At 70.9% G+C, this 26,664-nt stretch carries 29 protein-coding genes; 13 read left to right on the top strand and 16 right to left on the bottom strand.

Going from position 1 to position 26,664, the window contains the following annotated elements:
• Positions 1–5 precede the first annotated feature (5 nt).
• From aztC to aztB, 3 genes are read right to left on the bottom strand one after another with little or no spacing between them, the layout of a single operon-like run.
• Entirely contained in the window at positions 6–923 is a 918-nt protein-coding gene (gene aztC / locus Van01_RS21990) for a zinc ABC transporter substrate-binding protein AztC (RefSeq protein WP_204010771.1), read from the bottom strand.
• On the bottom strand, positions 920–2,068 hold the full coding sequence (locus Van01_RS21985) for a hypothetical protein (RefSeq protein WP_239099222.1): 1,149 nt from the start codon (positions 2,066–2,068) through the stop codon (positions 920–922). The genes aztC and Van01_RS21985 overlap by 4 nt, the downstream gene beginning before the upstream one ends.
• 38 nt (positions 2,069–2,106) lie before the next feature.
• Entirely contained in the window at positions 2,107–2,985 is an 879-nt protein-coding gene (gene aztB, locus Van01_RS21980; protein WP_204010853.1) for a zinc ABC transporter permease AztB, read from the bottom strand.
• Between the two features lie 50 nt (positions 2,986–3,035).
• Here aztB and aztA point away from each other — a divergent pair, with 50 nt between their 5' ends.
• The 3 genes from aztA to Van01_RS21965 all read left to right on the top strand — a co-directional run bounded on the left by aztA (position 3,036) and on the right by Van01_RS21965 (position 4,956).
• Complete coding sequence (gene aztA / locus Van01_RS21975; RefSeq protein ID WP_204010768.1) at positions 3,036–3,647, top strand: zinc ABC transporter ATP-binding protein AztA; 612 nt, start codon at positions 3,036–3,038, stop codon at positions 3,645–3,647.
• Positions 3,648–3,847: 200 nt separating this feature from the next.
• Positions 3,848–4,519, top strand: a complete 672-nt coding sequence (locus Van01_RS21970) for a DUF433 domain-containing protein (protein WP_204010765.1) — start codon at positions 3,848–3,850, stop codon at positions 4,517–4,519.
• Positions 4,516–4,956 (top strand): PIN-like domain-containing protein, encoded by a 441-nt coding sequence (locus tag Van01_RS21965; RefSeq protein WP_155220988.1) that lies wholly within the window; start codon positions 4,516–4,518, stop codon positions 4,954–4,956. The genes Van01_RS21970 and Van01_RS21965 overlap by 4 nt, the downstream gene beginning before the upstream one ends.
• A gap of 474 nt (positions 4,957–5,430) precedes the next feature.
• Here Van01_RS21965 and Van01_RS21960 read toward each other — a convergent pair whose 3' ends face one another.
• Both Van01_RS21960 and Van01_RS33530 read right to left on the bottom strand, forming a co-directional pair.
• Positions 5,431–6,195 (bottom strand): HAD family hydrolase, encoded by a 765-nt coding sequence (locus Van01_RS21960; protein ID WP_204010762.1) that lies wholly within the window; start codon positions 6,193–6,195, stop codon positions 5,431–5,433.
• Positions 6,196–6,365: 170 nt separating this feature from the next.
• Positions 6,366–7,904, bottom strand: coding sequence for a PQQ-dependent sugar dehydrogenase (locus Van01_RS33530; protein ID WP_204010759.1), 1,539 nt, complete (start codon positions 7,902–7,904; stop codon positions 6,366–6,368).
• Between the two features lie 119 nt (positions 7,905–8,023).
• Here Van01_RS33530 and Van01_RS21950 point away from each other — a divergent pair, with 119 nt between their 5' ends.
• The 5 genes from Van01_RS21950 (at position 8,024) to Van01_RS21930 (ending at position 12,539) form a co-directional block, all read left to right on the top strand.
• A complete protein-coding gene (locus tag Van01_RS21950) occupies positions 8,024–8,569 on the top strand; it encodes a GNAT family N-acetyltransferase (protein ID WP_204010757.1) in 546 nt (181 codons plus the stop codon).
• A 138-nt stretch (positions 8,570–8,707) separates the two neighbouring features.
• Positions 8,708–9,886, top strand: a complete 1,179-nt coding sequence (locus Van01_RS21945; RefSeq protein WP_204010755.1) for a sensor histidine kinase — start codon at positions 8,708–8,710, stop codon at positions 9,884–9,886.
• Positions 9,876–11,081, top strand: a complete 1,206-nt coding sequence (locus Van01_RS21940) for a hypothetical protein (protein WP_204010754.1) — start codon at positions 9,876–9,878, stop codon at positions 11,079–11,081. The genes Van01_RS21945 and Van01_RS21940 overlap by 11 nt, the downstream gene beginning before the upstream one ends.
• Positions 11,054–11,767, top strand: coding sequence for a response regulator transcription factor (locus tag Van01_RS21935; RefSeq protein WP_204010753.1), 714 nt, complete (start codon positions 11,054–11,056; stop codon positions 11,765–11,767). Before Van01_RS21940 ends, Van01_RS21935 begins: the two co-directional genes overlap by 28 nt.
• Positions 11,768–11,840: 73 nt before the next feature.
• Positions 11,841–12,539 (top strand): hypothetical protein, encoded by a 699-nt coding sequence (locus tag Van01_RS21930; RefSeq protein WP_204010752.1) that lies wholly within the window; start codon positions 11,841–11,843, stop codon positions 12,537–12,539.
• Positions 12,540–12,587: 48 nt separating this feature from the next.
• On the opposite strand, the gene Van01_RS21925 is transcribed toward Van01_RS21930, so the two are convergent.
• The 7 genes from Van01_RS21925 to Van01_RS21895 form a co-directional block, all read right to left on the bottom strand.
• On the bottom strand, positions 12,588–13,337 hold the full coding sequence (locus Van01_RS21925) for a lysophospholipid acyltransferase family protein (RefSeq protein WP_204010751.1): 750 nt from the start codon (positions 13,335–13,337) through the stop codon (positions 12,588–12,590).
• A 112-nt stretch (positions 13,338–13,449) separates the two neighbouring features.
• Positions 13,450–15,510, bottom strand: coding sequence for an amylo-alpha-1,6-glucosidase (locus Van01_RS21920; protein ID WP_204010749.1), 2,061 nt, complete (start codon positions 15,508–15,510; stop codon positions 13,450–13,452).
• Positions 15,510–15,878: an SCP2 sterol-binding domain-containing protein gene (locus tag Van01_RS21915; RefSeq protein WP_204010747.1), complete on the bottom strand. Its 369-nt coding sequence runs from the start codon at positions 15,876–15,878 to the stop codon at positions 15,510–15,512. The genes Van01_RS21920 and Van01_RS21915 overlap by 1 nt, the downstream gene beginning before the upstream one ends.
• A 182-nt stretch (positions 15,879–16,060) precedes the next feature.
• Positions 16,061–16,477, bottom strand: a complete 417-nt coding sequence (locus Van01_RS21910) for a CBS domain-containing protein (RefSeq protein WP_204010745.1) — start codon at positions 16,475–16,477, stop codon at positions 16,061–16,063.
• Between the two features lie 104 nt (positions 16,478–16,581).
• Entirely contained in the window at positions 16,582–17,604 is a 1,023-nt protein-coding gene (locus tag Van01_RS21905; protein WP_204010743.1) for an aspartate-semialdehyde dehydrogenase, read from the bottom strand.
• Positions 17,605–17,824: 220 nt separating this feature from the next.
• The gene (locus Van01_RS21900) at positions 17,825–19,177 is read right to left on the bottom strand and encodes a M16 family metallopeptidase (protein ID WP_204010852.1); all 1,353 of its coding nucleotides are present in this window, start codon (positions 19,175–19,177) and stop codon (positions 17,825–17,827) included.
• A 23-nt stretch (positions 19,178–19,200) separates the two neighbouring features.
• Complete coding sequence (locus tag Van01_RS21895) at positions 19,201–20,493, bottom strand: M16 family metallopeptidase (RefSeq protein ID WP_204010741.1); 1,293 nt, start codon at positions 20,491–20,493, stop codon at positions 19,201–19,203.
• A gap of 142 nt (positions 20,494–20,635) precedes the next feature.
• Here Van01_RS21895 and Van01_RS21890 point away from each other — a divergent pair, with 142 nt between their 5' ends.
• Positions 20,636–21,307 carry a hypothetical protein gene (locus tag Van01_RS21890; protein WP_239099217.1) on the top strand — a complete coding sequence of 224 codons (672 nt, stop codon included), beginning with the start codon at positions 20,636–20,638 and terminating at the stop codon, positions 21,305–21,307.
• A 97-nt stretch (positions 21,308–21,404) separates the two neighbouring features.
• Here Van01_RS21890 and Van01_RS21885 read toward each other — a convergent pair whose 3' ends face one another.
• Positions 21,405–22,556 carry an alkaline phosphatase PhoX gene (locus Van01_RS21885; protein WP_204010740.1) on the bottom strand — a complete coding sequence of 384 codons (1,152 nt, stop codon included), beginning with the start codon at positions 22,554–22,556 and terminating at the stop codon, positions 21,405–21,407.
• Positions 22,557–22,867: 311 nt separating this feature from the next.
• Here Van01_RS21885 and Van01_RS21880 point away from each other — a divergent pair, with 311 nt between their 5' ends.
• The 3 genes from Van01_RS21880 (at position 22,868) to Van01_RS21870 (ending at position 24,718) form a co-directional block, all read left to right on the top strand.
• Positions 22,868–23,968 carry a 3-deoxy-7-phosphoheptulonate synthase gene (locus Van01_RS21880; RefSeq protein ID WP_204010739.1) on the top strand — a complete coding sequence of 367 codons (1,101 nt, stop codon included), beginning with the start codon at positions 22,868–22,870 and terminating at the stop codon, positions 23,966–23,968.
• 272 nt (positions 23,969–24,240) lie between these two features.
• Positions 24,241–24,483, top strand: coding sequence for a hypothetical protein (locus tag Van01_RS21875; protein ID WP_373306278.1), 243 nt, complete (start codon positions 24,241–24,243; stop codon positions 24,481–24,483).
• Between the two features lie 37 nt (positions 24,484–24,520).
• A complete protein-coding gene (locus Van01_RS21870; protein ID WP_204010729.1) occupies positions 24,521–24,718 on the top strand; it encodes a hypothetical protein in 198 nt (65 codons plus the stop codon).
• A gap of 108 nt (positions 24,719–24,826) precedes the next feature.
• Here the strand turns inward: Van01_RS21870 and Van01_RS21865 are convergent, their stop codons facing one another.
• The 3 genes from Van01_RS21865 to Van01_RS21855 form a co-directional block, all read right to left on the bottom strand.
• Positions 24,827–25,363 (bottom strand): DUF1360 domain-containing protein, encoded by a 537-nt coding sequence (locus Van01_RS21865; RefSeq protein WP_204010726.1) that lies wholly within the window; start codon positions 25,361–25,363, stop codon positions 24,827–24,829.
• 61 nt (positions 25,364–25,424) lie between these two features.
• The gene (locus Van01_RS21860) at positions 25,425–25,748 is read right to left on the bottom strand and encodes an SRPBCC family protein (protein ID WP_204010724.1); all 324 of its coding nucleotides are present in this window, start codon (positions 25,746–25,748) and stop codon (positions 25,425–25,427) included.
• Complete coding sequence (locus Van01_RS21855) at positions 25,748–26,071, bottom strand: DUF6158 family protein (RefSeq protein ID WP_204010721.1); 324 nt, start codon at positions 26,069–26,071, stop codon at positions 25,748–25,750. The genes Van01_RS21860 and Van01_RS21855 overlap by 1 nt, the downstream gene beginning before the upstream one ends.
• A gap of 120 nt (positions 26,072–26,191) precedes the next feature.
• Between Van01_RS21855 and Van01_RS21850 the strand changes: the two genes are divergently transcribed.
• Positions 26,192–26,644, top strand: a complete 453-nt coding sequence (locus tag Van01_RS21850) for a hypothetical protein (protein ID WP_204010719.1) — start codon at positions 26,192–26,194, stop codon at positions 26,642–26,644.
• Positions 26,645–26,664 lie beyond the last annotated feature (20 nt).

Genomic DNA, 26,664 nt, shown 5'->3' with positions numbered 1-26,664 from the left:
CGGGGTCAGCTGCCGCTCAGGCCGCCGATGATTGCCTCGGTGTTGAAGCGCATCATGTCCAGATAGCTGGCGGCGTCGCCGTCCGCGTCGCTGAGCGATTCCGAGTACAGACCGACCACGCGTACCGTGATGCCGGCCTCGGCGGCGAGGACCTCGGCAAGGCGTGCCGGTTGCGCGGTGTCGGCGAAGATGGCCGGCACGCGGTGGGTCTCGATGGCGGTTACCAGCGAGGCTAGATCGCTGGCGCTCGGTGAGGCCAGGGTCGTCCCACTCGGAATGATCGCGCCGACGACCGCGAGATCGTAGCGTTCGGCGAGGTAGCCGAAGACGTGATGGTTGGTGACCAAAACCCGCCGCTGCTCTGGAATCCCGGCGAACCGCTCGACCAACTCCGCGTCCAGATCACCGATCTCACTCGCGTACGACTCGGCGCGCTGACGGACAACGTCGGCGTCCACACCGTCGACGTGCTCGATGATCTCCTCGGTAAGCAGCCGCAGAGCGGTAACGACGCGCGTCGGGTCGGTCCAGAAGTGTGGATCCGGAAGACCGGCGGCGTCGCCGCCCCGGTAATCGATCGGCTCGATCCTCGCGCCCACCTCCACGGTGGGCACCCCCTCGGTGCTCGCCGCCTGCACATGGTGCAGCACGGCCTCTTCGAGTCCGAGACCGTTGTAGACGACCAGGTCAGCCGTCTGCATGGCGTGCGCCTCCCGCGCCGAGATGGCGAACGAGTGCGGATCGGCGTTGGGCTTCATCAACACGCTGACCCGAGCCTGATCGCCGACGATCTTCGAGACGATATCGCCGAGGATGTTCGTGGTCACGACGATGCGCGTACGATCCGGCGAGGTGCAGCCGATGCCGCCGGCCAGCAGGACAGCCGTCGCGACGAGCACCGCCAGGAGTTTGGGCACCCTCATCGACCGACCTCCACCGCAAGATCCGGTTGCTCGGCGACCCGCAGTTTCCGAGCTGTACGCAGGCCGTCGCGGTAGTCGATCTCGTGAATGATCCGGGCGGCCGGTTCGGCCAGATAGGCGCGATCGATATCGAGCGTCAGGTTGGCGGCCGGCACGGATGTCTGCGCGAGCACCTTCCCGGTTTCAAGGTCGTAGCTGACGAGCGTGCCGGTGCTGTCGAGAGCAAGCACCGTGCTCCCGTCCGCCGGTGACGCCGCCGCCACCAACTGGCGTCCGGTGACGGGGAGGTACCGCAACGTGGCCTGGGCGGCGTTAACCGACCAGATTCCGGCGCGATCCGCGACCGCCGCCTCGTTGCTGCGTGGCCGGTATCCGAATGGGTCTGCGGATACCGGCGTCCGCGGACTCGGCAGGGCTTTGGCATTCAGCTTCTCGCCCTCGAGCTTGACGCGGACGAGGCTGTTCTCGCAGGTGATGACCGCACCGCCGCGCAGCACCGCCCAACCGCGCGGGGCGGCGCAGGGAACCTCCAGATCGCCGGTAGGTTCGCCACGCTCGTCCATGGCGACGATCCGGTCCGCCGGCCGGCCGGGGTCGTCGCCGACGGCGACGAGAAGTCGTTCCGCGTACGGCACCGCCAGCGCCGTGGAACTGCCAGAGTCGATCGCGGCAAGCCGGGTGACCTTGCCAGCTTCAAGGTCACGCCGGTCGAGGACGGTGATCTTCCCGTCGGCGGTACCGATCGTCGTGTGAGCCTCGAAGCCGGCGACTGCCGTGATCGGCGCGTCGAATGTCAGAGCCCCGACCGACCGAGCCGGTGCCCGGTAGTAGTGCACATGGTCGGTGTGGTCAACCGTCCAGACTCCGGCATCGACGACCTCAAGTGCTCGGTCACCGTCGCCGACGTAGACGAAACGGCCGTCCTCGGAGATCCGCTCGGCACCGAGCGACAGACCGATCTCCCCTTCCGAACCGCTGATGAGGTCGAGCAGGTGCAGCCGCTCACCCCCACGGGTCACGTACGCGATGGCCGACTGGGCTTCGGGCAGTTCTTCGGCACCGGCGACGTAGCCGTGCGGTGTCTCCTCGGCCACCGGTGGATCACCTGACGAGCCGCACGCGGACAAAATGAGCGCTACTCCCACGGCGGCGATACCGGTGAGGCGTCTGGTACTGGCGCTGATCACGAACTTCCTCTCAAGGGTGGATCGGCGATGGGCGCGGATACGTGCGATCGGAGATGCCGTACCGCGGTGGTGATCCGCCGCGCCGCGAGGGTCACAAAAAAGATCAGTACGGCGACGGCGGCGATCGTGGCGCCGGCGGCGGTGGCGGCATACCAGGAGATCCACAGGCCAAGCACGACGGCGGCCGCGCCGAGCACGAAGCTGGTCAGCATCACCGCGGGCAGCCGTCGCGCTACGAGCAAAGCCGCCGCCGACGGTGCGATCAGCATCCCGAAGGCGAGTAGGGTGCCGACGACGCTGAAACCGACCGCCATCGTGAGGGTCAGCAGCGCCAACATCACCGCGTTGGCCAGGTCCGGTCGCAGGCCGAGCGTCCTGGCCTTGCGCGGGTCGAAGGTCAGCGCGAGGAACGGCCGGTAGCACGCGGCGGTGACCGCCGCGACCACGGTGACAGCGCCGCCGAGCAGCAGCAGGTCGGGGCGCTGGATCGCCAGCACGTCGCCGAACAGGAAAGCCGTCAGGTCGGTGGCGAACGACCGCGAGTGCGACACGATGATGACCCCGACCGAGAGCATCCCGACGAACAGCAGCCCGATGCCGGTATCCCTGCCGAACTCGCGGCTGTGCCGAAGGGCGTTGACCCCGGCCGCCATGGCGAAGGCACTGGCGGCGGCCCCGACAACGAGGTTGCCGCCGAGAATCGACGCGAGAGCCACACCCGGCAGCATCCCGTGGCTCATCGCCTCACCAAGGAAGGTCATCCCTCGGGCGATCACCCACACGCCGACCAACGCACACACTCCGGCCAGCAGCACACCGCCGACGAGTGCGCGGACGACGAAGGACACGGTGAACGGCTCGACCAGGGACGACATCACCCGGCCGACTATACTGAAATGAAAACCGTTGCTGTTTAGGGGATGCGTTGAGCTTCGACGTCCTGACCGCCGAACACGTCGGCTTTCGATACGCCGACGTCCCCGTCCTGAATCATGTCAACCTGCGCGTCGAATCCGGGTCCGTGACAGCCCTGACCGGTGCGAACGGCTCCGGCAAGAGCACATTGCTGCACCTGCTGGCGGGCGTCGCGCAACCGACCGAAGGCACCATTCACCGTCGGCCGGGCACCCGCCTCGCCCTCCTGCCGCAGCGCACCGGTGACATCGACGCTCTACCGCTGACCGTCACCGAATGCGTGCAGATCGGGCGCTTCACGCTACGCCGCCGCCTCAGCCGCGAAGATCGCACGTCGGTAATGAAGATCATGCAACGGCTGGAGATCGCACACCTGGCCCGTCGACGGCTGCGCGAACTCTCCGGCGGCCAGCGCCAGCGCACCCTCATCGCGCAAGCGCTCGTCCAGGACGCCGACGTCTACCTCCTGGATGAGCCGACCGCCGCCCTCGACACCCATAGCCGACAGCAGGTCCACGAACTGCTCGCCGAACACGTCGCCACTGGCGCTGCGGCGGTCATCGCCAGCCACGATCCCGCCGAGACGGCACTGGCCGAGCACACCATCCACCTCGAGCGGTGATACACGGCGGCTGATATCGGGCGGCGAGTCGCGCGTCAGGTGTCGAGGCCTGCGAGGTTGAGGCGTTCGAGCAGGCTGGGCCTGCGGGCATGTACCGCCCGTAGCTCGGCCAGCCGCTGTTGGAACGGCCCGCTGTCTCCGTCGCGTTCGGCGAGGTCGCGCAGGACCCACGGAAAGTCGACGCGTGGGAGACTGGCACTGTGGTGAGCGTCCTGGAGCGTGAGGTCTTCTCGGAGGCGGAGGCTGCCCGGCTGCTGCGGGTGGCGCAGTCGACGCTGCACTACTGGCTGGAGGGCGACGAGCGTAAGGGGCGCAGACACAAACCTGTGCTGCGCACGGAGCCGCGCGGCGCCCGTTCGGTGACGTGGGCTGAGTTCGTCGAGGCCGGGCTGTTGCGGGAGTACCGACGTACCCACCGGGTGCCGATGGTCGAGTTGCGGGCTTTCATCGACCTGCTCCGCGAGCAGTTCGGGGTGCCCTACCCTCTCGCAGACCGCCGGCCCTACGTCGCCGGCAAGAAACTTGTGCTGCAAGCTCAGGCCGAGGCCGGTCTCGACCCGGAGTACTGCCTGGTGGCTGCCGTCGGCAATCAGCTGCTGCTCACTCCTCCATCGGCGGCGTTTGTCGAGCGGGTCACCTGGGACGGCGATGTCGCCGCCGGCTGGCGACCGGACCCCAACCCCCAGTCACCGGTGCGGATCCTGCCAGATGTCCGGTTCGGTCGGCCGTCGATCAAGGGGATCAGCACCGAGGTGCTCTGGGAGCAGGACGAGGCAGGGCTGGACGTCGAGGAGATCGCCGAGACGTACCAGCTCGACGTGCCCGACGTGCGGTGGGCGCTGGCGTACGAGAACTCCCAACGCGCGGCGTGAGCAGGATCAAGCCTGCCGAGGTCCGGTTCTACATCGACGCCGACCTCCTCGGCCTCGCGCGCCTCCTCGCCGGACTCCGATCCGACGTCACCTACCCCGGCGACCCCGGCACGGTCATCCACAAACGCCAACGCCCGCCGTGCCCCATCGCCTCACCCGCCGTGAAGGACTCGGAGTGGATCCCGCAGGTCGCCAGCCGGGGATGGCTGATCATCACCCGGGACCGTCACATCCAGGAACACCGACTGGAGATCACCGCCGTACGAGAGCACCGGGCCAGGATGGTCGCCCTGACAGCCGCCGACGCGGGCAGCGTCTTCGGCCAGTTGGAGGTCGTGATGAGCCGCTGGCGCGATATCGAGCGCTGCCTCGCCGAGCCGCCACCCTTCATCTACGCCGCCACCCGAACCACGATGCGGCAGATCCCGCTGACCTGACGCGGTCGTAAACTGATCGTCTGGTTCCCCCGCCGACCCTCACCGCGGCGGCTTGAATAGCTGGGGTGCGGTCCTCCCTACGCAAGTGGGGGTGCTCCGGGTCCACTGGACCCCATTACTCAGCTCATCGCGTCCTTCCCACGCACGCGGGGGGGCTCCGATGGGACAACTGGCCCGGTCGCTGGTCCTCCCCACGGCGGTGTTCCACTCTGCGACTTCAATCGTGTCCGCGGTAGGTCCTCCCAACGGAGATGGTTGTTGCTCCGGCTGGGTGGGTGTGAGCCCGATCTGAGCCCAGAGGATCCGGTATTCGGCACCACCAAGCACCATGGAGGAGGATCCGCAGGGGCATCTAGCTGGACAGATAGATACCCCTGCGGACTGCTAAGCACCCGGGATCACGGTTCGGGTTCAACTTCTAATCCCAAGGCCGCAGGTTCGAATCCTGCCGGGCGCGCCCTTGTCACTTCGGCGTCAGCGGTCAGCAGTGCGTCGGTTCTGCCGCAGCAGAGCCAGTAGCCCGTGGCCGTCCTCGGCGCGGGCGTCCGGTCGCAGGTCGGGGTGGGACGGTTCGCGGTCGGTGCGCGGCGAGCGCATCAGGATGGCGGCTCCGGCGCCGGCCCGACGAGCGCAGGCCACGTCGCGGTGCACGCTGTCGCCGACGAACCAGCAGTCCCCGATCGGTACGCCAACGGCGTCGGCGGCCAGCCAGGCCAGCCGGGGATTGGGCTTCCGAAGGCCGGCCTCGTCGCTGTAGAACTCGGCCACGAACAGGTCGGAGAGCCCGGCTGCGGCGAGGAAGTCCCGATGGGCGGCTCCGCAGAGGGCGTTGCTGACCACCGCCATCGGCAGACCCGCATCGGCCGCGGCCCGCAGTGCCTCCGGAATCCCCGGGCGGACATGCCATTCCGGTCGCCAGGCCCAGGCGTACGCCAGCGGGGTTGCCGCCTCCTCGACCGCAGTGCGGGCCTGCGGGGGCCAGGCTCGGGTCACGAAGTCCGCCCACACCCGGGCGTGCGGCAGCTCGATCGGGTCGCCGGAGCGGCCGACGTCGTCGCGCCACCGGGCGTAGGCCCGACCGCCCTCGGTCAGGTCGACGGCGATCCGCTCCGCCGGCACTACGCCGCCCACCAGGTCGAACAGCCGACGCACCAGCTCCGGTGGTGCCGGTGGCTGTCGCGGTGCGTCGGCCAGGACTCCGCCGAAATCCAGCAGGAGCGCGCGCGGTGATCGGAGCATGTGGTCATCTTTCCGCACCAGGTGTGTGGGCTGAGCGCGGACCGCTTGCCGTCGTTTCGCACCGGCGGCACGTCTCAGCCTGAGCCAGCGAGCACCAACGTCAATCTTGGACAGTTTCCGTAAGCGAAGAACGGGAACTGTCCAAGATTGAGGCAACCTGGCTCGGGCGGTCAGGTGGGCTGGCAGGGGGTGCCGTTGAGCTGGAAGGCGGTCGGGCGGTCATTGGTGCCGGAGTAGGTGGCCTGGAAGCCGAAGCTCACCGTGCCGTTTGTCGGTAGGTTGCCGTTCCAGGCGGCGTTGCGCGCGGTCACGTTCCTTCCGGACTGGGTGACCTGCGCGTTCCACGCGTTTGTGACCTGCTGGTTGCCGCTGAACGCCCAGGTCACGGTCCAACTGGTCAGGGCGGTGCCCCGGTTGGTGACCCGGACGTCCGCGGTGAAGCCATTGCTCCACTGGTTCGCCGTCCAGCTCACCGTGCACGCAGCCGGCCCGCTGGTGGGCGGCGGTGTGGTGGGCGGCGGTGTGGTCGGGGGCGGCGTGGTGGGCGGGGGCGTGGTGGGAGGCGGGGTGGTCGGGGGCGGCGTGGTGCCGTCGCGGGGTGGGAAGCGGAGAATGCGGTCGTCGGTGGCGGCCGGGGTGCCTCGGCCGTCCCGGTTGCTTGTGGTGACCCAGAGCCAACCGTCCGGGCCGTACTCGACCGTGCGCAGCCGCCCGTAGCTGCCCGTCAGATCGGCGGTGGGGGTGCCGACGCCCCCGGAGCCGTTGAGCGGCACGTTCCAGAGTCGGTTGCCGCGCAGGCTGGCCACGAAGAGGCGGTTCCCCGCGATCGTCGCACCGCTCGGGGAGGCCTCCGCAGGGGTCCAGGTGAGCAGCGGGTCACGGAAGCGTGGGTCGTTGGCACGGCCCTCCACTGTGGGCCAACCGTAGTTGCCGCCGGCGACGATCAGGTTGATCTCGTCCCAGGTGTTCTGGCCGAACTCGGTGGCGTACAGCCGGCCCTGGGCGTCCCAGGCCAGACCTTGCACGTGGCGGTGGCCGAGGCTGTAGACAGGTGAGCCGGCGATCGGGTTGTCCGGCGGGGCGGTGCCGTCCGGCCGGATACGCAGGATCTTTCCGTTGCGGCTCTGCGGGTCCTGCGCCGAGGCGGTCTGTCCGGCGTCGCCGACGCCGACGTAGAGCATCCCGTCCGGTCCGAACGCGATCCGGCCGCCGTTGTGGATGGCCGCCCGGTTCAGCCCGGTGAGGATCGGTTGCTGGGTCTGCGGTGCGGTGAGCCGGAACCGGGCGATCCGGTTGTCGGTCGCGGTGGTGAAGTAGACGTAGATCCAGCCGTCCTGGGCGTAGGTCGGCGAAACGGCGAGGCCGAGTAGGCCGCCCTCGCTGACCGGAGTCACCCCGGAGACGGTGACGATGGGCTCCGGCGACTGGCCGGGCCGGACCCGCACCACCTGCCCGGTGGGGCGCTGGGCGACCAGGGCGCTGCCGTCCGGCAGGAAGTCCATCCCCCACGGCACCTGGAGGCCGGTGGCGACCGTCTCGGGTCGGGAGAAGTCGAACTCGCCTACCGCGAGCAGCGCGGGTGGCGCGTCGTCGAGGGCACCGGCCGGGCGTTCGGCGTTCGGGACCGCGCCGGCCAAGCCGGCGACGCCGACGCTGCCGGCGACCAGACCGGCGGTGAGTACGGCCCCGACCGCGAGTCGGATCTTCATGCCACCCCCTAATGCATTGAAAGTGGTAAATGTAGCACGCGACTTCGAACGCGCCGGCCGCCACCACCCCACCGGATATCGCTGGCCCGGGCCGTGACGCCGGCCGTACGGTCACCGCCATGCAGATACGCGACGAGTTGGCCGCCGATCGGGATGCCGTCCACGAGTTGCACCGGTTGGCCTTCGGCAGCCACGGTGAGGTGGTGGCGGCGTTGGTGCGGGCGCTGCGCGACGACGATCCGGAGGCCCTCAGCCTGGTCGCGGAGGAGGATGACGAGATCGCCGGGCACGTGCTGTTCACCAGCAGCCTGCTCGACGCCCCGCGTCGACTCGTGACGGTGCAGGTGCTCAGCCCGCTCGCGGTCACACCCGACCGGCAGCGGCGTGGCATCGGTGGCGCCCTCGTCAGACACGGCCTGCGACTGCTGGACCAGCGCGGCGCACCCGCCGTCTTCCTGGAGGGAGACCCCGGGTACTACTCCCGCCTCGGCTTCGCCGCCGCCGGCGAGCTGGGCTTTCGCCGACCATCGCTGCGCATCCCGGTGCCCGCCTTCCAGGTGGCCAGGCTTTCCGGGTACGAGCCCTGGATGACCGGAACCTTCGTCTACTCGGCCACCTTCTGGCAGCAGGACTGTGTCGGCCTACGCGAGGAGCACAGCGGCTGAGGGTGACGGATCGGCGACGCAGGGTCCAACTCGACGTCACCCACGGTCATCAGCGCCACTGCCGTGTGTTATTCTCCGGCGTCGATCTCCGCAGCGCGGACCCGGATCGGGTCGTTTGTCGCAAAGGACGCTTTCCCGATGCCGGCCGTGCCAGACCCGATCACGTCACCCGCCAGGGTGGACCGTCCAGCCGCAGGCGCATTCGCGTTCATCTTCACCCGGTTGCCGGCGCTGCTGCGGCTCTCCTGCGGCCTGTTCTGTCTCGCGGTCGCCCTCGCCGTCCGTACCCCGCCGGTACGTGTGGAACTGCTGCTGCCGACAGTGGCGGTACTGACCGGGTGGTCGGTCTGGTACGCGCTGCGTGCCTGGCGGGACGGGGTCGGTGCGCCGGTCGTCGCCGTCGACGTGACGCTCACCAGCGCGGCGTGCCTGGCTATTCCGGTCCTGGTCGCACCTGAGGTGCTGCCCGGTGAGGCCAGCTGGATCGCCGTGCTGGCCAGCACCACCGTGATCAACGCACAGGCGACCGCCCCGGCCCGGTTGTCGGTTCCGGCCGGGCTGCTGGTCACCGTCGCCTACGCGACGGGTGCGCACCTGGCCGGAAACTCGACCGAGGCGAGGGCCCACGCGGCCACCCTGCTGGCCCAGACCGCCTGCACCGCGATGATGACAGCGGTGATGCGCCGACGCATCGTCCGGGCCGACACCGCGTTCGTGGCCGCTCAACGGGCCGCCCGTCACGCCATGGTCGCCCGGATCGCCCGCGAGGCGGAACGGCAGCAGAACCGCGACCTGCACGACACCGTCCTGGCCACGCTCACCATGGTCGGGCAGGGGGCGGTGGCCGGTCCGTCCACGGCGCTACGCGAGCGGTGTGCCGCAGATCTGCGTACGCTCGCCGCCCTGGCGGAGGCACGCTCGGTGCCGCACGACGCCACGGCCCGGCTGGACGAGCGACTCCGGACGATGCTCGCCCGGTTGCCGGGCCTGCCGGTGGCCGCCGACCTGCCACCGTGCACGGTGTCGGCACCCGTCGCGGAGGCCGTCGCGGAGAGCGCGCACGCCGCGCTGGCGAACGTGGCCAACCATGCTCCCGGCGCGCGGGCGACGCTGCGACTGCGGCAGTTCGCCGGTGCCCTGACCGTCGACGTGACCGACGACGGCCCCGGTTTCGACCCGGCCACCGTGCCGGCCCACCGATACGGCCTGCGCGAGTCGGTACGCGGTCGGATGGAGACCATCGGCGGTCGGGCCGACATCGACTCCGCGCCAGGTCGGGGCACCCGCATCCGGTTGGAGTGGTCGGATGTCGGCTGAACCGGGTACGACATTCCTCCCGCAGCACACCCGGCCAGCTTCGGTACCGACCCCGAGGGTCACATCCGGCTCGGACGAGGTGGGCGCGGTCCGGGCGGCCGCCGCGGTGGCCCACACCTCCGACCGGGGGGCCCGGATCGTCGCGGTCACCATCGCGCTGGTCTGGCACCTCGCCATCGGGCTGCCGGCGGTGCTGACCGCCGGCCCGGCGCTGGCCGTGCCGCAGGTGGTGCTCGGTGGCTGGTTGCTGGTGGCGGTGCTCGGTGTGATCGCCGGGATCCGGCTGCTCCGCGACGCACCGCTGCCCGCCGCGCCGCTGGCCGGGCTGCTGCTGGTCGTCGACGTGGCGGTCTTCGCCTCGGTGGGCAGGGCACATCTGTTCAGCCCGGCCAACTGGGTCTGGGGCACCCTCGCCTGGTTCTTCCTGGTGGTGCTCTGGGGACGGCCGGTGCACCGGCTGCTCGCGCTGCTGGCCGCCCACGCGGCCACCGCGCTGACCGCCGTCGTGCTGCACGGCGCGACGGGTGCCGCCGACCTGGCCCGTGCCACCATGGCCCTCTACGGCACGTCGTCACTGCCGGTGGCGGTCTTCGCCGGTGCGGCGGCGCTCGCCACGCTGTCCCGGCAACGGGCGGCCACGGCGGCGACCACGAACGCGATGGTGGCCGAGCGGGAAGCCGCCGAACAGGCCCGGCACGAGCGGGGCGAGCGGTTGAATCTGGTCAGTCGTGCCGCCAGCGAGGTGCTCACCGAGTTGGCCGACGGGCGGGCCGACCCGGCCGACCCGGAGGTGCAGCGGCGCTGCGTACGGGCCGCCGCCCGGCTGCGTCGCCTGATCGCCGAGTCCGACGACGTGCCCCACCCGCTCCTGCACGAGCTGCGGGCCGCCGTCGATCTGGCCGAGCGCAACGGCCTCCCGATCGACCTGGTCACAATTGGTTCACCGCCACCGTTGCCGGTGCGGGTCCGCCGGAGCCTGGCGGACCCGCTCACCGCAAGCCTCGCGGATGCCCGGGACTGGGCCCGGTTGACAGTGGTCTCCGGCCCCGACGAGGTGGTGGTCAGTCTCGTCACACCCGACCGGGAGGGGCCGGACCCCACCGGGCATCCGGCCGAGGACGTCGACGGGCAGGTAGAGCACCTCTACGAACGGGACGGGAAGATCAGATGGACGCAGACGCGCTGGCACCGGTGACGCCGGGGCGGCCCGTCGGGGTGGCGATCGTGGATGACCATCCGGTGGTCATCGACGGGGTGCGCGCCTGGCTCGCCACCGAGCCGCGGTTGACGGTGCTGGCCACCGGCGACGATCCGGACGAGGTGTTGCGGGCCGCGCCGGAGGCCGACGTAGTCCTGCTCGACCTGCGGCTGCACGGCAGGTTGGTGTTGGACAAGCTGGCCGAGCTGAGTTCCGCCGGGCGACGCGTGGTGGTCTACTCGGAACACTCCGACCCCGCGACAATGCTGGCCGCGCTGGACGCCGGGGCGGTGGCGTTCCTCGCCAAGCACGAGGGACGGGAGCACTGCGTGGCCACCGTGCTGGACGCGGCGAGCGACCGGCCGTACGTCCCACCGGCGCTGGCCGGCGCGATGGTCGGCGATCCGCGCCCGGACCGGCCGGTGTTGTCCGATCAGGAACGTGAGGCGCTGCTGCTGTGGTTCCAGTCGATGTCGAAGGCGTCGGTGGCCCGGCGGATGCGGATCAGCGAGCACACCGTCAAGCAGTACGTCGACCGGGCGAGGATCAAGTACACGCGGGCCGGCAGACCAGCCGCCACGAAGGCGGCACTGCTCGCCCGGGCGATTGAGGACGGACTCGTCCGACCGGAGGAAATTGGTATCTACCGGTCGCGTGCGTCAACCGATCAGCCGACCCCCTAACGGGCGTCATGACAGCGGTGGCCGCCTGGGCGAGGCTCGGGGGTAGATGCCGTCCGCACCGGAGGTTCCGACGATGCCCGATGACGTCTCCCCGTTCTTCATCGCACCGCACCGGTTCGACGCGGTGGGCGACGGCACCGGCCCGGTGCTGGACCGGCGGCACGAGCTGGTGCCGGAGTCCGGCGAGCAGGTGCTCGATCGCCACCGGGTGGACGTTGCCGGATACCTGCTCGGTCCCAGCGACGCCTACCGCGCCTGGGCGCTGCCCGCCCCGGTCGCCGTCACCGTCACCGACCACCGCCTGACGTATGTGGGCGGCGGCACGCAGCTCGCAGTCGTGGGGCCTGGCCCCCGTGCGTCGGCCCGACTGCCGGGGCTGGTCAGCGGGCAGATCCGCTGGCAGTGGCCGTCCCGGCTGGAGCTGCTGCCTGCCGACGGCAACTCGACGACCTTGCTGGTGATCTGCGACGCGTTGCGTACGATCCGACAGCCGGCGCTCGCCCTGACCGGTCCGGCGGACCGGATCGGCGAACTCGCCCGGCAGCTCCGCCACGCGATCGCCACGTTCCGGCTGGTCCGGCCGGAGTTGGTGGACCTGTCTCCGCCGGAGCGGGACGCGCTTGCCCGCCTGGCGCGGACCGCGTCACGCGTCAGCACCGGGCGGGTGCTGCTGCCCGGCGCCCTGCCCGTGGAGTTCCACTCCCGGGACGACTACTACCGGCCGAGGCACACCGACGCGCAGCCGTACGACGCGGCGTCCGGACAGCGATAGGCCACCGCGTCACCCGCCGGGCCGGTCGAGCGCTGTCACGTCGGTTGGTCAGGACGTCGCGGAGCGCCTGTCGTCGGCGTCGAGCACGAGCGCCTCCTGCGGCGTCGGCGCACCGCCACCGAGGTGCGCCGGCAGCCACCACCTGTCCTCGGGCGTGGCGGGCTGGTCCGGGTACTCCCGCTGGGCCCGGTCGACGAGCGCGGTCAGGCGGGTACGCAGGTCCTCGGTCATCGCTGTGGGGTCCGGATACGCGGTGGACTCCATCGGCTCGCCGACCAGGATGGTGATCGGCGTGTGCCGGCGGGTGAGCGTGCGCGCACGCCCCTTCGTCCACAGCCGCTGGGTGCCCCAGAGCGCCACCGGCAGCACCGGCACCTCCGCCTCACGGGCCATCCGGGTGGCCCCGCTCTTGAGATCCTTGACGGTGAAGGAGCGGCTGATCGTCGCCTCGGGGAACACGCCGACCACCTCGCCCGACCGCAGCGCGGCGACCGCCGCGGCGTACGAGTCGGCGCCGGCACGCCGGTCCACCGGGATATGCCGCATGCCGCGCATCAGCGGTCCCGACACCCGGTGCCGGAACACCGAGTCCTTGGCCATGAACCGGACGAGTCGCCGGGACTCGAGCGCGCCCAGGCCGCAGAAGATGAAGTCCAGGTAGCTGACGTGGTTGCTGGCCAGCACCGCTCCGCCGGTGCGGGGAACGTGGTGGTCACCCTCGACGGTGAGCTTCAGGTCGAGGACCCGGAACATCGTCTTGGCGGCGGCGATCACGGGCGGGTACACGAGTTCCGGCATTCCGGAACTTTACCCCGAGTAGGTTACGCACCGGTAGGGACGGTGGTAGCCGCGATCTTCGGGGCTCCGCCGGGTCACCCGTCGTCCGCTCGGGCAACCCGGCCGCCGTCGATCAGCCGGCGAGCGAGTGCAGGTCGAGCCGGCCGCGCGCGAAGGCGTCCACCCGCCCCCAGCGGCCCGGGATGTCCAGCACCTCGATCCGGCCCATGCCGATGGGCAGACGCGGCTCGACCGCCAGATGCCCCTCGTGTGGTTCCAGGCCGAGCATGGTACGCAGCAGCAGCAGCGGCGCCCCCGTCGACCATGCCTGTGGGCTGCACGCCGTCGGATACTCCACCGGGAACTTCGTCTGCTCACGCGGATAGCCGCCGAACGCCTCCGGCAACCGTCCGTCGAAGTACCGGGCGGCGTCCAGGATGCCGCTGGCGATCGTGGCGGCCTCCTCCGGGAAGCCGTACCGGCGCAGACCCCAGGCGCAGAACGAGGTGTCGAACGGCCAGACGGTGCCGTTGTGGTAGCCGATGGGGTTGTACCGCACCTCGCCCTCGGCGAGGGTCCGCACTCCCCAGCCGGTGAACAGTCGCGGCCCGACCAGATGGTTGGCGATCTGCTCGGCCCGGTCGTCGTCGACGATCCCGCTCCAGAGCAGGTGACCGATGTTGGAGCTGAGCACGTCGCACTGTCGTCCGTCCGGATCCAGCGCGAGCGCGTAGTAACCGCCGTCCTCCACCCACCAGTCCCGGTTGAACCGTTCCTTGAGGGCCGCCGCCTCCCGCTCCAGTTGCTCGGCGTACGCCGGGTCGTCCCAGAACTCGCGGGCCAGTCGGGCCCCGCGCATCTTCGCGTCGTACGCGTACCCCTGCACTTCACAGGTGGCCCGGGGGAACGGCGGCAGGGTGCCGTCACGGTAGGAGATGGAGTCCCAGGAGTCCTTCCAGCACTGGTTCTCCAGGCCGGTGTCGGTGTTCCGCCGCTCGTACCAGATGTAGCCGTTGCCGACCAGGTCGGCGTAGTCGTCGATCCACTTGAAGGCCCGGCGGCACTCCTGCTCCAACTCCTTGACCAGCGCGGCGTCACCGCTCCACTGCTCGTACTCGTCGAGCAGCACCACGAACAGCGGCGTGGCGTCGACCGATCCGTAGTACGGCGAGTGCGGCTGCTCCTCGAACGCGGCGCTCTCGCCGTACCGCATCTCGTGCAGGATCCGGCCAGGGTCCTCCTCCCGGAAGTCGTCGAACCGGGTGCCCTGCAACGAGGCCAGGACCCGCAGTGTGGTCGCGCTCAGCTCCGGCGTGAACGGAAGCGTCTGCAGACAGGTCAGGATGCTGTCCCGGCCGAACATGGTCATGAACCACGGCAGACCGGCGGCAGGAAGGGTCTGGCCCCCCAGCGAGAGCGGCGAGAAGCGCAACGCCGCCAGGTCGACAATGCACTTGCGGTACGTCGCGGCCACCTTGTCGTGCTCGCTGTTCACCTTCGGCGCCTTCGCGATCCACTCCTCCAAGTCGTGCTGCAGGGCGAGCCGCTCGGTGCCGTGCACCTGCAACCCGAACCGCAGGTCCCGGCCGCCCGGGCCGACTGCCAGAGTCTGCACGTCGATGTCCGTGTCCCACTGTTCGTTCGGTTCCAGGTGGATGGAGTACGCGAAGCCGTTACGGTCGTACCGGGCCGGCACGGAGGACGAAATGATCGTCTCGCGCTTGAAGTTGCCGCGCCGGTAACCCAGGCGCAGCCGGTCCGGTTCGGCCTCGGCGTAGATCTCACCCTTCTTGTTGAGGATCTCGTCCTTGACCTCGAACAGGTCGGCGAAGTCGCATCCGGCGTCCATCCGGATGTCCAGGTCGACCGCCTTCTCGTCGTGGTTGAGGATGGTGATGTGCTCCCGGAAGCTCCCACCGACCGCCCGCTCCCGGATGATCGACAGTTTCGCGTCGACGTAGTGGGTGGCCAGCCCGGGTACCAGGAAGAAGCGCGACTCGTAGTACTGGAGGTCGTCGTAGGAGAGGGCGTTCAGTCGCTCGCCGTTGACCGTCAGCACCCACTTGGAGAGAAAACGGGTGTCGATGGAGAACAGCCCGGTCGGTTCGGTGGGGGTCGCCTCGATGTCCCCGGTGGCCTCACAGACCACGAAGTTGTTGCCGTCGAGGATCCGTACGGTGTGGCTGGGCGCCATCACTGCACCCCCTTCCGGTAGCGCTGCGGTCCCCGGGCGTACGGCGACCCGGGGAAGATCCGGTCCACCTGCACCACCAGACGGGCGTCACCGGTGACCGTCATGTCCCCTCGCAGCAGCGCCGCCAGCCCGTTCTCCCGGCCGGTGACAAGTTCCTCGAAGAGCGCGGGGCTGGTGCCGACCACCGTGTCCGCCTCCATGTCCTCCCGGCTGACCTGGATGCTCCCCCGGTCGATCCGCACCAGCCAGTGCGTGGTCTGCGGCCCCTCGTGCAGGTCGAAGCGCAGGGCTCCGGAGATCTTCGCCAGCAGGGGCTCGTACCCCTGTTGGTCGAGGTCCTCGAAAAATCGCGTGATCGCGTCCGCCATCGGGCCCTCCTCCCGGTCGCTCGATGTCCCGCAGGAGGGGTCCCCGACGCCCGGTGGCTCAACCTCACCCGCATGGGGTGAGCTGGCTGGCCGTGACCTGAGCCAGGCGGGTACGGGCGTGCCGCGCGCGGCACGAAGCCGGCTCCCGACGGCTCGGGAACCGGCTTCGGTCGGCGGATCGCTCAGTTGTTGGGGTCGTCGGCGCTGATGTCGGCGAGCACCGACTGGGGCTCCCGCTCGACCGCCAGGTCACCCATGGACACCAGGCCGATCAACCGGCCGTCCTCCACCACGGGCAACCGTCGCACGGCGTACGTGCGCATCAGGTCGGCGGCGGCGACGGCGTCGTCGTACTGGCTCACAGTCACCACGTCCTTGGTGGTGATCTGGTTCAGCCGGGTGGTGTCCGGGTCCATGCTCTCCGCCACGCCGCGGACCGTGATGTCCCGGTCCGTGACGATGCCGACCACGTTGTCCCCGTGGGTCACCACCACGTCGCCGATGGCCGAGTCACGCATCTCCTGGGCCGCCGCGACGAGCGTGGCGTTGCCGTCCATGGTCACCAACCGGGTCGTCATGAACTCTCCGACAGTTGTCATGGCGCGCCTCCCTCTCCGGTGTCGGGCAACCACGGGTCTACCCGACCGCCGCCGCCAGTAACGTGACAGGTGGCCACGCGGACGGCGGTTCGGCCCCCGGCGGTTCAGCCCTCGGCGGCGACCAGTTCGGCGAGTTGCACGGCGTTGAGCGCCGCGCCCTTGCGCAGGTTGTCGTTGGAGCAGAACAGCGCCAGGCCGTGCTCGACCGTCTCGTCGGCGCGGATCCGGCCGACGAACGTCGGATCCTGACCGGCCGCCCGCAACGGGGTCGGCACGTCCGCCAGCGCCACCCCGGGCGCGCCAGCGAGCAGTTCGTACGCCCGCTGCGGACTGATCGGCCGGGCGAACCGGGCGTTGATCTGGAGTGAGTGACCTGTGAAGACCGGTACCCGTACGCAGGTGCCGGAGACCTTCAGGTCGGGAATCTCGAGGATCTTGCGGCTCTCGTTCCGGAGCTTCTGCTCCTCGTCGGTCTCCGCCGACCCGTCATCGACGATCGAGCCGGCGAGCGGGAGCACGTTGAAGGCGATCGGCTGGGCGAACGACCGGGGGGCGGGGAAGTCCACTGCGGCACCGTCGAAGGTGAGCCCGGTGGCGGTCTCGGCGACCTTGCGGACCTGCTCGTCCAGCTCGGCGACGCCGGCCAGGCCGGCACCGGACACCGCCTGGTAGGTGGAGACCACCAGGGCGACCAGTTCCGCCTCGGCGTGCAGCGGACGCAGCACCGGCATCGCGGCCATCGTGGTGCAGTTCGGGTTGGCGATGATGCCCCTGGGTCGGGCTGCGGCGGCGTGCGGGTTGACCTCGGCGACGACCAACGGCACCTGGGGGTCCATCCGGAACGCCGAGGAGTTGTCGATGACGACCGCACCCGCGGCGGCCACCCGCGGCGCCAGCTCCTTCGCCGAACCCTTGCCGGCCGAGAAGAGCACGATGTCCAGCCCGCTGTAGTCCGCGCTGGCCGCGTCCTCGACCGTGATCGCCTCGCCGCGCCACGGGAGCGCACGCCCGGCCGAGCGCGCCGAGGCGAACAGCCGCACCTGCTCCGCCGGGAAGTTCCGCTCCGCCAGCACCTGCCGCATCACGCCACCGACCTGGCCGGTGGCTCCCACAATGCCGATCCTCATGCCCGCGAGGCTACCCAGCCCGCAGCCCGGACCGGGAACGCTTTCCCACCGTCGGAGATTCCAGCGGCAGGGCGTAGCTGGTCCGGGCCGGGACAGTCGCCCCTCGCCGGCCGGTTCCGCCGGAAGAACAGCGCCGCACCACCACTGCCGACCGCAGCATCTCAGCCCGGACCGCCGACGCCGCGACCGACGTCACAGTCCCGGCCGGTGGGCTTGTCGATCAACCCGCCGGCGGGTGGTCGACCAGCTCACCGAGACCGGTGGCCACCAGTTCGTCCCTGATCACCGCGGCGTCGCCCTCCACCACCAGGGTCAGCGACTCCGGGCGCAGGTGCGTCTCGGCGGCCGCCGAGACCTGGGCCACCTCGGCGGCCAGCAGTTCCTCCCGCAGCCGGGCGTGGTAGTCGTCCGGCAGGTCGTGCACCACGAGCGTGCTGAGCGCTCCGGCGATCGCCCGTGGACTCTGCAACTCGACCGAGAGCTGGCCCGCCCGCCAGGACCGGGCCACCGCCAACTCGTCCTCGGTCACCCCACCGGCCTGGGTACGCGCGATCTCCCCGACCGCCTCGACGAGCGCCGGTGCGGTGACGGCGGTCTGCACGCCGGAGCTGACCGCGAACCGACCGAACCGACGGGACGAGCCGAAGTCGCCCCGGATGCCGTACGTGTAACCGCGCACCTCCCGGATGAGGTGGTTGAGCCGGGACGTGAACGCCCCGCCGAGCACCGTGCCGGCGAGCGCGATCGGCACGTGGTCCGGGTGCGCCCGGTGCGGTCCGGGATGACCGAGCCGCAACGTGGACTGCACCGATCCGGGCCTGTCGACGAGGATGATCCGCCGCCCGGCACGCACCGGCACGTCGATCGGCGCGCCCCGGTCCACCGGCCCGCCGCCGGTGCCGGCGAACGCCGTGGCGGCGAGGGCGTCCAGGTCGAGCCGGTCCAGGTCACCGGCGACGACAAGGGTGCCCGGCCGGATGAACCACTCCGAGTGGAAGACTGTGACGTCCTCCACGTCCAGTCCGGCCACCGAGTCGGGGTCGCCGTACATCGGACGGCCCCAGCGGTTGCCGGCACCGAACAGGTCGGCGCGCAACGCCGCGTCGGCCCGTGGCCCCGGGTTGGCCCAGTCCATCCGCAGCGCGGTCACCTCGTCGTCGCGGACCCGCCGCACGTCGTCCGGGTCCAGCCTCGGGGTCCGCACCGCCTCGGCGAGCAGTTCCACAGCCGCGCCCAGCCGGCCCACCGGCACCTGCACGCTCGCCTGGAAGGTGTCCCAGTCCAGCCCGGTCACCAGCTCGGTGCCGAGCGCCTCGATGGCCAGGGCGTACGCGGTGGCGTCGCGCTGGGTGGTGCCCTCCTCCAACGCCTTGGCCAGTACCCCGCCGAGCCCTTCGCGGCCCACCGGTTCACGACCGGCCCCCGCGTCCAGCAGCAGCATCGCCACGGCGAGGTTCTGCCCCGGCAGGTGCGCGGCGACGACCTCGCCGCCAGCGACGGACCGGCGGACCACCTGCGGAAAACGGTACGGACGGGCGGCACCCGGGCCGGGGCGGTCAGCGATCAGGGTCACTGAGGGCCGCTCACTGCTCGCACTCACTGGTTCTCCTCGGGGAGGTAGGTCAGGGTCGCCCGGTTGTCGGCGGCGAGGGTGTCGGCCGCCACCTCGGCGATCTGCTCGGCGGTCACCGCGAGCCAGGCCGGTAGCCGCTCGGCGAGTGTGGCCGGGTCACCGAACTGGGTGGCGTACCGGCTCAACGCGTCCGCCCGGCCGTCCACCGTGGACATCTGCCGCCACCAGGCGGTGGTCAGCAACGCCTTCGCCCGGTCCAGTTCGGCGGCGGTGACCGGCACTGTCGCCAGTTCGTCGACCACCTCGGCGAGGCCGGCGGCCAGCCGCTCACCGCTCACGCCCGGTCGGGCGGTCGCGGTGGCGATGAGCGGTGCCGGGGCGTGCGCGAGATCCACCCCGTACGCCCCGACCAGATCGGGTTGGGCGATCCGTTCACCATCGGCGAGCCGCTGGTAGAGCCGGCTGCCCCGACCGCTGCCGAGCACGGTGGCCAGCACTGTCACCACGTCGTATCCGGGGCTGCCGAACGGGTGGGTGCGGTGCGCGACGTAGACGCGGGGCGCCGGAACGTCGGTGACCACCGTCTCCTCGACGGGCACTCCGGTGGCCGGCACGACGCGGCCGTCGGGGGCCGGCGGGATCTCCGGCCGGGGCGGAATGCCGCCGAAGTACTTCTCGGCCAGTGTGACGACCTCGTCCACTGTGGTGTCGCCGACCACCGTGAGCACGGCGTTGTTCGGTGCGTAGTAGGTCTGGTGGAACGCCTGGAAGGTGGCCAGGTCAGCGGCGTTCAGGTCGGCCATCGACCCGATGGTGGCGTGATGGTACGGGTGGCCCGGCGGATAGAGCAGCGGCAGCAGCCGCAACCAGGCGTCGCCGTAGCGGACGTTCTCGTAGCGTTGCCGCCGCTCGTTCTTGACCACGTCCCGCTGGTTGTCCAGCGTCTCCTGGGTCAGCGCCGGCACCAGCCCGCCCATCCGGTCGGCCTCCAGCCAGAGCGCCAGTTCGAGGTGCTCCGCCGGGACCGTCTCGAAGTAGTTGGTGCGGTCCGGGTTCGTGGTGGCGTTGAGCGAGCCGCCGGCGCCCTGGACCAGCTTCATGTGCTCGGTCTTCGCGACATGCGTCGAGCCCTCGAACATCAGGTGCTCGAAGAGATGGGCGAAGCCCGTCTGGCCGGTCGGCTCGTGCCGGGAACCCACGTCGTACCAGAGGTTGACCGCGACCGCCGGGGCGGTGCGGTCCTCGCTGACCACCACGCGTAGGCCGTTGTCCAGTCGGGTCGTCGAGATCGGCCAGGGGTAACCGCTGTCGGGCATGGCACCGACGCTATCCGATCTTTCGTCCCGGCAGGCCCCGGGACGCCCCACCGGCGTGCCGCACCGACGCCCCGGCCGCCTGCGACAACGCACCAGCCGGCGGGCTGGCATCGACGGTACGGCCCTGGGTATGCGGAAAGGCATGCCGACGATCCCCTGGCCGCAGCCCGCAGTCACAGCCGAACGAGCGGCCCGGGCGCTGGCCCGGCTGCGAGGAACCCGGCTGCTGCACCCGGCCGGGCGGTCCTTCACCGGTGAGGTGCTCGTCAGGGGTACGTCCGGCCCGCCGACGGGTGTCCGGCTGGTCGATCGGCCGGGCCGTTACCCGGCCACGATCAGATTCTCCAAGGGAAGCCCCACCCCGGGTGGCTGGCCCGACGTGCTGGGCCTGGCGGTACGCATCCACCGCCCGACCGGACGGCCGTTCGACCTGCTTGTCAGTTCCAGCACCGCCGCGCCGGGGCTGCGACACCTACCGCTGCCCCGGCGCAGGTTCACCGGCACGTACAGCTCGATCATGTCCTACCGGACCGGCCGGCGGCGGCTCTGGTTGGCCGCGCTGGCCGACCCGGAGTCACCCGACCTGGGCCACGACCTGGCCGGCCTCGCCACCGCGGTGGCGACGGAGAGGGCCGGGCGGCGTGCGCGCTCAGTCCGGCGGCTCGACGGGGTTGACGGTCTGATCCGAGGTACGCCGCTCCAGCACGGTGTCGGGGGCGGCGTTCTGATCGGCCTCCCGGGCGTCGGACTCGGCGAGGATCGCGTCGGCCTGGGCCCGCGCGTCATCACTGCCCACGGCCGCCTCCTCCGGTAGCAGGTGGGCGCGGGACTCCACCCGCTCCTGGTCGCTTCGCTCGTCAGTCATGCCGCTCCTCATACCCAACCGGCCTCCCCGGCACGCAGGCCACCCCTCAGCGGAACGGGCCACGCACCTCGTAGGTGATGCCGCCGGAGGAAGAGCCGGAGGTGCCGCGCTGTGACGAGAAGTAGAGCCGGGCGCCGTCCGGCGAAAAGGCCGGCCCGCAGATCTCCGAAGCGGACTGACCGGTTATCCGCAGGAACGGCGCGACCACCCCGGCCGGAGTGATGATATTGATCTCCATGTTGCCGCCGTCCTCGGCCACGTAGAGATCACCCGAACCGGTGCCGGTGATGTTGTCCACCCCGGTCAGCGGCGCGGTGCCGGAGACCAGCGAGTCGTCGTACGCCAGGTCGATGCGCTGGTTGACCGCGTCGTACGCCCACACCCGGTTGTCGCCCTTCGTGGTGAACCAGCAGGTGCCGTCGTCGTACCAGCAGCCCTCGCCACCGTTGAACCGCTTGGCTCCGGAGACCTGACCGCGGGTCACCGTCGGCGACCCGTCCGGGTCCGGCACCCGCGCCCAGGTCACCGGGCCGCTGGTGGCGGTCCCGGCGACCAGCACCTCCAGGGTGCCGGCGGAGAGGTTGCCCCAGGTGTTCGGCCGGAACCGGTAGAAGCAGCCGTTGCTCTCGTCCTCGGTCAGGTAGATCACCCGACGGTCCGGGTCGCAGGCGGCGGCCTCGTGCTTGAACCGTCCCATCGCCGGCCGCTGCACCGCCGCCGTGCCGCCCTGCGGGTACGTCTCGTAGACGAACCCCCGGTTGACCTCCTCGCAGGAGAGCCAGGTGCCCCACGGTGTGGCGCCGCCGGCGCAGTTCTGGTTGGTGTTGGCGAGGATCCGGTACGCCGAGGCGATGCTGCCGTCGGCGTTGAAGCGCACCGCCGAGGCGCCGCCGCCGGGGGTGATCTCGGAGTTCGAGACGTAGATCCAGCCGGTGCCGGCGACGAAACAGGCACCACCGTCGGGCGCGTCGTGCCAGGTGTACGACGTTCCCGCCACGCTCTGCCGGGACCTGGCGATCACCCGGCTGGTGAATCCGGTGGGCAGTTGGATGCCGTTGCTGTCGGCGCTGCGCAGTGCGCCGTAGGGACTGGGGCCGGGCTGGGCGGGAGCGGCCGCGGCGGCACCCGCCCACAGGCTGCCGGAGAAGGCGGCGGCGCCACCGGCGACGGTGGCGCGCAGAACGGTACGACGATCCATCGCGAGACCTCCGGATGAGCAGCGTTCGGTGACGCTGAAATTACCGGCGGTTTCATTGATGTCGGTGAACACAAGACGAGGTCCAGTCGACGAGATGGTGAGCGCTCGCACACACTCGGGCACGGTCGGGTACGCTTACCGCCGTGACGCGCTCGTATCGATGGTTTAGGCAGCCGGCTCGGCCGGTGACCTCACCATGATCTGACGTCACCGAATTCGAGCCGGCCGGGCAGGAGCTTTCGTTCCTGCCCTTTCGCGTACGAGCAGCCGGCTCGACCCGGGCACCGGCCCCGGGTGCGGTCGGCGGAAGGATGCCCACCGTGACGACCCCGGAACACCATCCGGTCATCGACCAGCGGATCGACCGTGTCGTACCGCTGACCACCCCGGCCCTGCTGCTGCACGAGTTGCCGTTGGACGACTCCCTCACGGCCGCCGTGCTGTCCGGGCGCCGGGCGGTCGGACAGGTGCTCGACCGGGCCGACGACCGGCTGCTGGTGGTGGTCGGGCCGTGCTCGGTCCACGACCCCGCCGCCGCCCTCGACTACGCGCACCGGCTGCGGGCGGCGGCCGAGCGGGTCGCCGAGGACCTGCTCGTGGTGATGCGTGTCTACTTCGAGAAGCCGCGCTCCACAGTGGGCTGGAAGGGCCTCATCAACGATCCGGGGCTTGACGGTTCCGGCGACGTCAACACGGGCCTGCGGCGGGCCCGGGCGCTGCTGCTCGACGTGCTGCGTCTCGGTCTGCCGGTGGGGTGCGAGTTCCTCGACCCGATCACCCCGCAGTACATCGCGGACACCGTCGCGTGGGGGGCGATCGGGGCGCGCACCGTGGAGAGCCAGGTCCACCGGCAACTCGCCTCCGGGCTGTCCATGCCGATCGGCATGAAGAACCGCCCCGACGGCAGCATCGCCACCGCCGTGGACGCGATCCGGGCAGCCGGCGTACCGCATGTCTTCCCCGGCATCGACGTCTCCGGCACCCCGGCGATCATGCACACCCGGGGCAACGCCGACGGCCACCTGGTGCTGCGGGGCGGCGGCGGCCGGCCGAACTACGACGCGGCGTCGGTGTCCGGCGCGCTGGACCTGCTGCGGGCCGCCGGGCTGCCGGAACGGCTGGTGGTCGACGCCAGCCACGCCAACAGCGGCAAGGACCACCGGAACCAGCCCGTGGTGGCCGCCGACGTGGCCGCGCAGATCGCCGCCGGCCAGCGCGGCATCGTGGGGATCATGCTGGAGAGCTTCCTGGTGCCGGGGCGACAGAACCTCGACCCCACCCGCGAACTCACCTACGGCCAGTCGGTCACCGACGCCTGCATCGGCTGGGACACCACCGACGAGGTGCTCGCCGACCTGGCCGCCGCCGTCCGCACCCGCCGCGCCACCACCACCCTCCCCACCCCCGCCTAACCACCCCCGCACCCACCCACCACCCCCAGCCCGTGTTGATCATGAGGTTAGCGGCAGTGTTCGATCTCCACGCTGCCGCCAACCTCATGATCAACGCAGTGGGAGGGTGGGGGGTGGGGGTGTTTTGCCGGGTCGGGGACGGGTAGGTCACGAGGGTGACCGATGACGTACCTGTGACCGAGGCGCCCACGACGCAGGCGCGGCTGCCCGAAGCCATCCTGGCCGACGTGCCGGTGGTGGACACCGCGGCGCTCGATCCACCCACCACCGACCTGCCGGGAACGGCTGCCGCGGTGGGGGACGAGCTGGAGGTCGAGGAGGTGGACACCCGACCGCTCGACGAACTGCTCGACGATCTCTATCACGGCCAGGAGCGGATCAGTCAGGTGGACATCTACCGCCGGGCGGTCGCCGCCGAACTGCCGGCGCAGTTGCTGTCCCGTCTCAACGCGCTTCCGCAGGGTGAGTACGCGGTCGACGAGGTGACCGACCTGCTTGGCGGCTCGGCAGGATGATCGGCCGGCCGATGCCGGCGACGAGGAGAGGAACAGCATGACGAAGCGCGAGGAAGATCAGCATCCCCGTACGCCCGCGCTCGGCCAGCCACCGGAGGGCACCGACACCCTGCCCGAGCCCGACTTCGCCAACGAACACGACCGCACCGCCGTCGACCGGGACATCATCACCGGAGCCGACGAGGACGAGCGGGAGCCGGAGTCGCCCCGTGGCTGGTCCGGCATGCAGCGCTGAGCCCGCGACTCGGCTCGCCCGCTGCCCGGCCGGTCGGACGGTCGGACGGCCCCTCCGACGAGCGAGAGGCCGGCCCGGATCACCGGGCCGGCCTCTCGTCGCTGTCGGTCACTCCTCCTCCTTGCCACCGCCCTCGGCCGCCTGCTGGGCGACCGCGTAGCCCATCTGAAGGAAGTCGGAGGCGGCCACAGCTGTCAGCGCAGTGGCGACGAGCCGGGTCAGCCGCGGAGCGAGCACCAGCCCTCCGGTGAGGCCGGTGGCCACCCATACGGCCAGGCAGAACGGGCAACTGAGCAGCTCTCCGATGGCATGGCGGGTGGAGCTGCCCGAGTCCCGGACCTGCTCCATCACCTCGCCGCTGCCGATCGGCCGGTCGTACCGGGTGAACGGGGCCCGCAACGGGCTGGTCACCGCGTCCTTGGACAGCAGCCGGCTGAGCTTGTGGGTGGCGACGGCGAGCAGCACCACGTCCGATGTGGCGGGTCGTTCGGGCACGCTCCGGCCGGTCGCCTTCACCAGGCCGGCGATCGCACCTGTCACCCCGGCGTACGTGCCCATCGCCACCAGGTAGCCACCGAGTGGGCGGTGCTCGTGCGGCGCGTACGCCTGGCGCAGTCGCGCCACCTTCTGCCTCAGGTCGCTCACCCGGCCTCCTCTTCGGGTCACGCTACGGTCAGCCGCGTCTCGGCGGCCGGTTCGGACCGGCTCAGCCGGCCTGCAGGTTGTCGGCCACCTCGCGGGCGAGGCTGTCCAGTACCTCGTCGGCGAGCCGGTCGACGTCCTCGCCGCCCCCGGCCAGTTCGAGCCGGAGCCGGGAACCACCGGCGTCGACCGGCTCCACCGTGAGGTCGGCCGACCAGTCGGTGCGGCGGGCCGTCCAGCGGGCCCGCAGTTCCCCGGCGTCGCCCTCCGGGGCCGGGTCACCCGACAGCAACTGATCCGGCAGCCAGGAGGAGATCCGGTCGGGATCGGTGGCCGTGTTGAAGACGACTTCCGGGGGTGCGGACACGCCCCGCTCGGCGTACGCCATCACGCGTCCCGCAGCCGGCTCGGATCAACCTCACGCCCCGGGTGTCGCGCGAGGTACTCGGTCTCCAGCTCGGCGGTGCGCCGCAGGTGGTTGGCGAGCGCCGAGTCGGTGGCGTGGCGGAGCGTGTCCAGGCGGGTACGGTGCAGACTCTGCATCTCCCGCACGAGGTCCTCCTCGTCCAATTCGGCAGGGTCGATGCCGAGCAGGTCGGCGTCGGGTGCCGGGGCCGGCATCCGGTCGTCGCCCCACTCGGGAATCCGCTGCTCGGGGCTCACCTCCGTACCACCGGCGGGAAATCCGTCATGTCGTCCCGATGCCGTCATCTCGCCCCCTCGTCCGTCCTGGGCTGGCGTCTGTACGGTTGCCCGCGCCGGGTGTGGCCAAACCAGAAGGCACTACGACACCGCGTCGGAGACCGCTGCCGCTCCCGGTACCCTCGTGGCATGAAGCGGCTCTGGACCCCGGCGTGGATCGCGCGCCACGTGGCCATGGTCGTGCTGGTGACCACCTTTCTCGGGCTCGGCTGGTGGCAGGTCAGCCGGGCCGCCGCGGGTAACGCCATCAGCTGGGGTTACGCCGTGGAGTGGCCGATCTTCGCGGGCTTCGTGGTCTTTGTCTGGTGGCGCGAGGTACGCCATGCGCTACGCGGGGTTCCGCCACCGGACGAGGACGTGGCGGCGTCGGCGTCCGCCAGCAGCCCGGCCATGTCAACCGCTCCCGACGCCGCCGACGACGCCCGTACCGAGCAGTCACGGCCGGCGATCCGGCGCCCGGTGCGGATCGCCCGAGTTCCCGCCGGTCCCGGTGCGGACGACGCCGATCTGGCCGCCTACAACCGCTACCTGTCATGGTTGAACGCCAACCCGGGCGCGAAGCCCGGCGACTATCCCGGCTGAGCCGGGCCCGGAAGGACTGA

The sequence above is a fragment of the Micromonospora andamanensis genome, from assembly GCF_016863495.1.
Lineage (GTDB): Bacteria > Actinomycetota > Actinomycetes > Mycobacteriales > Micromonosporaceae > Micromonospora > Micromonospora andamanensis.
The sequence above is the reverse complement of the archived record's forward strand: the minus strand, read 5'-3'. Positions and strand labels throughout refer to the sequence as shown.